Genomic DNA, 318 nt, shown 5'->3' with positions numbered 1-318 from the left:
ATGGTTTCTGCGTCGCCGTCAAACTGCCAGTTGTCGCCAGGACGGTTACCTTCGTGGGTGCGCATCATCGGCGTGAAGGCGCTGAAATCGCACCAGCGCAGCAGCAGCTCTTTGCTGCGCTTCATCTCAAACAGGGTGGTGTAACCGCCAATGTCGCTGTGGTGCAGGCCATGTCCGGTCATTGCCAGCGACAGCGCCGCCGGGACAACCGACGCCAGGCCATCGTCGAGACTCCAGTCGACGTTCTGGTCGCCCGCCCACATCATGGTGGAGTATTTCTGGCTACCGGTAGAACCGGCGCGCATAAAGAAAAGGATC

Annotated in this window: 1 protein-coding gene; it reads right to left on the bottom strand. The window is 60.1% G+C overall.

Going from position 1 to position 318, the window contains the following annotated elements:
* Positions 1–318, bottom strand: a 318-nt coding sequence (locus SB756_RS28950; RefSeq protein ID WP_410912966.1) for a TIM-barrel domain-containing protein, incomplete at both ends; no start/stop codon positions are given.

It is taken from the genome of Pseudomonas sp. SIMBA_068 (genome assembly GCF_046534705.1).
Lineage (GTDB): Bacteria > Pseudomonadota > Gammaproteobacteria > Pseudomonadales > Pseudomonadaceae > Aquipseudomonas > Aquipseudomonas putida.
The sequence above is the reverse complement of the archived record's forward strand: the minus strand, read 5'-3'. Positions and strand labels throughout refer to the sequence as shown.